The 5014-nt window shown below is 69.5% G+C and carries 1 protein-coding gene and 1 pseudogene; both read left to right on the forward strand.

Going from position 1 to position 5014, the window contains the following annotated elements; genetic code table 11:
- Positions 1–6: 6 nt before the first annotated feature.
- Positions 7–822, forward strand: a pseudogene (locus FYW99_RS33170) (acyltransferase domain-containing protein); the annotation flags it as partial.
- A 60-nt stretch (positions 823–882) separates the two neighbouring features.
- On the forward strand, positions 883–5014 hold a 4132-nt coding region (locus tag FYW99_RS31465; RefSeq protein WP_223839925.1), incomplete at its 3' end, for a type I polyketide synthase.

Genomic DNA, 5014 nt, shown 5'->3' on the forward strand with positions numbered 1-5014 from the left:
GTGGAGGTGTTGTCGGGGGCCGAGGGGGCTCCGGGGTTGGATCGGGTGGAGGTGGTTCAGCCCGCGTTGTTCGCGGTGATGGTGTCGTTGGCGCGGTTGTGGGAGCACCACGGGGTGCGCCCGGATGCTGTGGTGGGTCATTCGCAGGGGGAGATCGCGGCGGCTCATATCAGTGGGGTGTTGTCGTTGGAGGACGCGGCGCGGGTGGTGGCGTTGCGTGCGGATGCGTTGCGTCGTTTGGCGGGGACGGGAGCGATGGCGTCGATTCCGTTGCCGGAGCGGGAGGTGGCGGAGCGGATCTCGCAGGGCAGTGGTTTTGACGATGTGCATGTGGCGACGGTGAATGGTCCGGGTGCGACGGTGGTGGCGGGTGACCGTGACCAGGTGCACCGGTTCGTCCGTGAGTGTGAGGGCGAGGGGGTGCGGGCGCGGGTGATCCCGGTGGATTACGCTTCGCATTCGCCGCATGTGCGGGTGTTGCGGGAGGAGATTCTGGACCGGTTGGGTCCGGTCCGGCCCGGCTCGGCGGAGGTTCCGTTCTTCTCCACGGTGACGGGTGGCTTCGTTGAGGGTCCGGAGTTGGGCGCGGAGTACTGGTACGCGAATCTGGCGAGTCCGGTGGGGTTCTCCTCTGCGGTGGCGTTGTTGGTGGAGTCGGGGCATCACGCGTTCGTGGAGTGCAGTCCGCATCCGGTGTTGACGACTGCGGTCGGGGATACCGCTGAGGTGGTGGCTGGGGCGCCGGTGGTTGCGGCTTTGGGGACGTTGCGTCGTGATCAGGGTGGTGTGCGTCAGTGGTTGACGGCGTTGGCGGGTGCGTTCACCGCGGGTCTGTCTCCGGTGTGGGAGCCCGGGCGTGTGGTTACGGTTCCTGCTGAGGTCGTGGATCTGCCGACCTACGCCTTCCAGGAGGAGTCCTACTGGCTGGACGCACCGGTCTCCAGGGGTGACGTGACCGGCCTGGGCCTGATCGACACGGAACACCCTCTGCTCGGGGCCTCCGTCCCCATGGCTGGCGGGGAGGGGTTGGTCTTCACGGGGCGGTTGTCGTTGGCGACGCATCCGTGGCTGGCCGACCACGCGGTGATGGGCACCGTGCTGTTGCCGGGGACGGCGTTCGTGGAGTTGGCTCTGCACGCGGGTGAACAGGTCGACTGCGCGCATCTGGAGGAGCTGACGCTGGAGGCCCCGTTGGTCCTGCCCGAACAGGGGCAGGTCCAGATCCAGGTCTTCGTGGGCAGCGAGGACGACGCCGGACGCCGACCGGTCACCGTGTACTCGCGGCGGGACACATCCGTGGTGGAGGACGCCTGGACCCGGAACGCGGTCGGTTCCCTGACCGCCTCCTCCGACCTGCCCGATGACTTCCTGGCCGATGTGTGGCCGCCTTCAGGCGCCACCGGTCTCGACCTGGACGACCCCTACCTCCGCCTCACCGGAAAGGGGTACGAGTACGGCCCCCTGTTCCAGGGCCTGACCGCTGCGTGGGCCGAGGGACAGGAGGTCTACGCCGAGATCGACCTGCCCGGCGGATCCGACACCGACACGGGGTTCGGCATCCACCCGGCCCTGCTCGACGCCGCTCTGCACCCGATCGTGCTGGGTCTGCTCGGTGACCGTGCCGAGGGACTGCTCCCGTTCTCGTGGAGCGGCGTATCACTTCACGCCACCGGCGCGACCGCCCTGAGGGTGCGGTTGGCCCCGGTCGGGTCGGACGCCGTGTCCGTCGACGTCACGGACCCCGTTGGCGGACCGGTCGCGACCATTCGTTCCCTGGCCCTTCGTCAGATCTCCCCACACCAGCTCCGGAACGGTACCGACGGGCTCCGCGACGCCCTATTCCGGACCGAATGGGACGAACTGCCCCTTACTGGTGACGGGTACACCGCCGAACTCGTGGAACTGCGCGCGGTCGACGCGGACGCCGCTGTCCCAGCGATCGCACTGCTGCGTGTCCCTGTGCCGGACACGGTCACGCCCAACGACGTACACGACGTCACCGTGGGCACGCTCCGTGCGGTGCAGGACTTCCTGACGGACGAGCGGTTCGTGGACACCCGGTTGGTCGTCGTGACCCGAGACGCCGTCGGGGTTGATGCGGACGAGGATTCCGGCGGCTTGGCGCACGCGGCGGTGTGGGGTCTGATCCGCACGGCCCAGACGGAGAACCCGGACCGGATCGTGCTCGTGGACACCGATGGCACAGACGCCTCGGAAGAGACCCTCCCTGTGGCCCTGGCGGGCGGCGAACCGCAGCTCGCCCTCCGGGGACGAACCGCCCGCGTGCCCCGTGTACGACGGAGGGCCGCCGAGCCAGCACCGAACAGCTCGTTCCCGGACCCGGCAGGGTCGGTACTGGTGACGGGTGGAACCGGGACGCTGGGCAGCTTGGTGGCGCGTCATCTGGTGGTGGGGCACGGGGTGCGCAGCCTGGTGTTGACCAGTCGTCGGGGTTTGGCGGCCGAGGGTGCGGCGGAGCTGGAGGCCGAGCTCACCGGGTTGGGTGCTCGGGTGCGGGTGGTCGCGTGTGATGCGGCCGACCGGGAGGCGTTGGCGGCTCTGTTGGGTGAGGTTCCCGAGGAGTATCCGCTCACGGGGGTGGTGCACTGTGCGGGTGTGTTGGATGACGCCACGTTCACCGCGCTGACCCCTGAGCAGATGGGTTCGGTGTTGCGTCCGAAGGTGGACGCGGCGTGGAACCTGCACGAGCTCACCCGGGACCTGGACCTGTCGGCGTTCGTGTTGTTCTCCTCGATCGCGGGGACGGTGGGTAATCCGGGTCAGGCCAACTATGCGGCGGCCAACACGTTCCTGGACGGGTTGGCGCAGCACCGTCGTGCTCAGGGGCTTCCTGCGACGTCGCTGGCCTGGGGCCTGTGGGCCGAGTCCACCGGTATGACCGGCCACCTGGACCAGGCCGACATCGCCCGCATGCACCGCACCGGCATAGCCCCGATGACCAACGAACAGGGTCTGGCCCTCTTCGACGCCGCACTGGTGCTGGACCAGTCCGCGCTGGTCACCGCACCGCTCGACACCAGCGCTCTTCGAGCGCTCGCCGCGGCGGACGGGCTTTCGCCGATCCTTCGGAGCCTGGTTCGCACACCGGCGCGGCGCACCGCGGCGGGATCGTCCGGCGGCCGATCATTGGCCGACCGCCTGACCACCATGCCCGCGGCCGACCGCCACTCAGCCCTGTTGGAGCTGGTGCGGTCGAACGTCGGCGCAGTCCTCGGGCACGGCAGCGAAGCGTCGATCGACGTGGACCGCGCCTTCCGTGATCTGGGCTTCGACTCGCTGACGGCGGTCGAGCTCCGCAACCGGCTCAAGGATGCGACCGGACTCCGGCTGCCCGCGACCCTCGTCTTCGACCATCCCACGCCGATGGCGCTCACCACCTACCTCGTCGGCCGACTGGTCGGCACGGACGAACCCGTCGCGCGCATCCGCTCGTCCGTCGCCAATGACGACGAGCCGATCGCGATCGTGGCGATGAGCTGCCGGTTCCCCGGCGGTGTGAGTTCGCCGGAGGACCTGTGGCGGCTGGTCGTGGAGGGCCGCGACGTGGTCTCGGAGTTCCCGGTCAACCGTGGCTGGAACCTGGAGGAGCTGTACCACCCGGACCCGGACCACACGGGGACGAGCTACACGCGTCACGGCGGGTTCCTGCACGAGGCGGACGAGTTCGACCCGGCGTTCTTCGGGATCAGCCCGCGTGAGGCCATGGCCATCGATCCGCAGCAGCGGCTGCTGCTGGAGACGACGTGGGAGGCGTTCGAGCGGGCCGGGATCGACCCCGCCGCGTTGCGCGGCAGCCGCACGGGGGTCTTCTCCGGAGTGATGTACGACGACTACGGATCCAGGGTTGGAGAGGCGTCGGAATCGGTCGAGGGCTACCTCGTCAGTGGCAGTGCGGGCAGTGTGGCCTCTGGCCGGGTGTCGTACACGTTCGGGTTGGAGGGTCCGGCGGTCACGGTGGACACGGCGTGTTCGTCGTCGCTGGTGGCGATGCACCTGGCCGCGCAGTCGCTGCGCCAGGGCGAGTGCGACATGGCGCTCGCCGGAGGCGTCACGGTCATGGCGACCCCCGCTGTGTTCGTGGAGTTCAGCAGGCAACGAGGGCTGTCCACCGACGGCCGGTGCCGGTCGTTCGCCGGAGCCGCCGACGGCACCGGCTGGGGCGAGGGCGTGGGCCTGGTCCTGCTGGAGAGGTTGTCCGACGCCCAGCGCAACGGGCATCCAGTGCTGGCGGTGATGCGTGGTTCTGCGGTGAACCAGGACGGTGCGAGCAACGGCCTGACCGCGCCGAACGGTCCCTCGCAGGAACGCGTGATCCGGCAGGCCCTGGCCAATGCCGGGTTGGCGCCGGGTGAGGTGGACGCGGTGGAGGCGCACGGGACGGGGACCCGGTTGGGGGACCCGATCGAGGCGCAGGCGCTTCTGGCGACCTACGGCCAGGACCGGCCGGAGGACCGGCCGCTGTGGTTGGGGTCGCTGAAGTCGAACATCGGTCACACGCAGGCGGCGGCGGGTGTGGGTGGTGTGATCAAGATGGTCATGGCCATGCGGCACGGCCACCTTCCCCAGACCCTCCATGTCGACCAGCCGACCCCCGAGGTCGACTGGGAGTCTGGGGCCGTCGAACTGCTCACCGAAGCCAGGTCGTGGGAGGAGTACGACCGTCCGCGTCGTGCGGCGGTGTCGTCGTTCGGTGTGAGCGGCACCAACGCGCACGTGGTGTTGGAGCAGGCTCCGGCGGTGGAGTCCGTGTCCGGTGTGGTGACGGAGGAGGACCCGGAGGACGCCGTTGTGGCGTGGCCGGTGTCGGCGAGGGGTGAGGCGGCGTTGCGTGGGCAGGCCGCGCGTCTGGCGGGTTTCGTGCGTGAGCACGGAGAGGACGCGGAGTTCTCTCTGGCGGGTGTGGGTCGGGCGTTGGTGTCCACGCGTGCGGTGTTCGACCACCGGGCTGTGGTCATCGGCCAGGACCTGTCCGAGTTGGTGGATGGTCTGGACG

This window comes from Nocardiopsis deserti (genome assembly GCF_008638355.1).
Classification (GTDB): Bacteria; Actinomycetota; Actinomycetes; order Streptosporangiales; family Streptosporangiaceae; genus Nocardiopsis; species Nocardiopsis alborubida.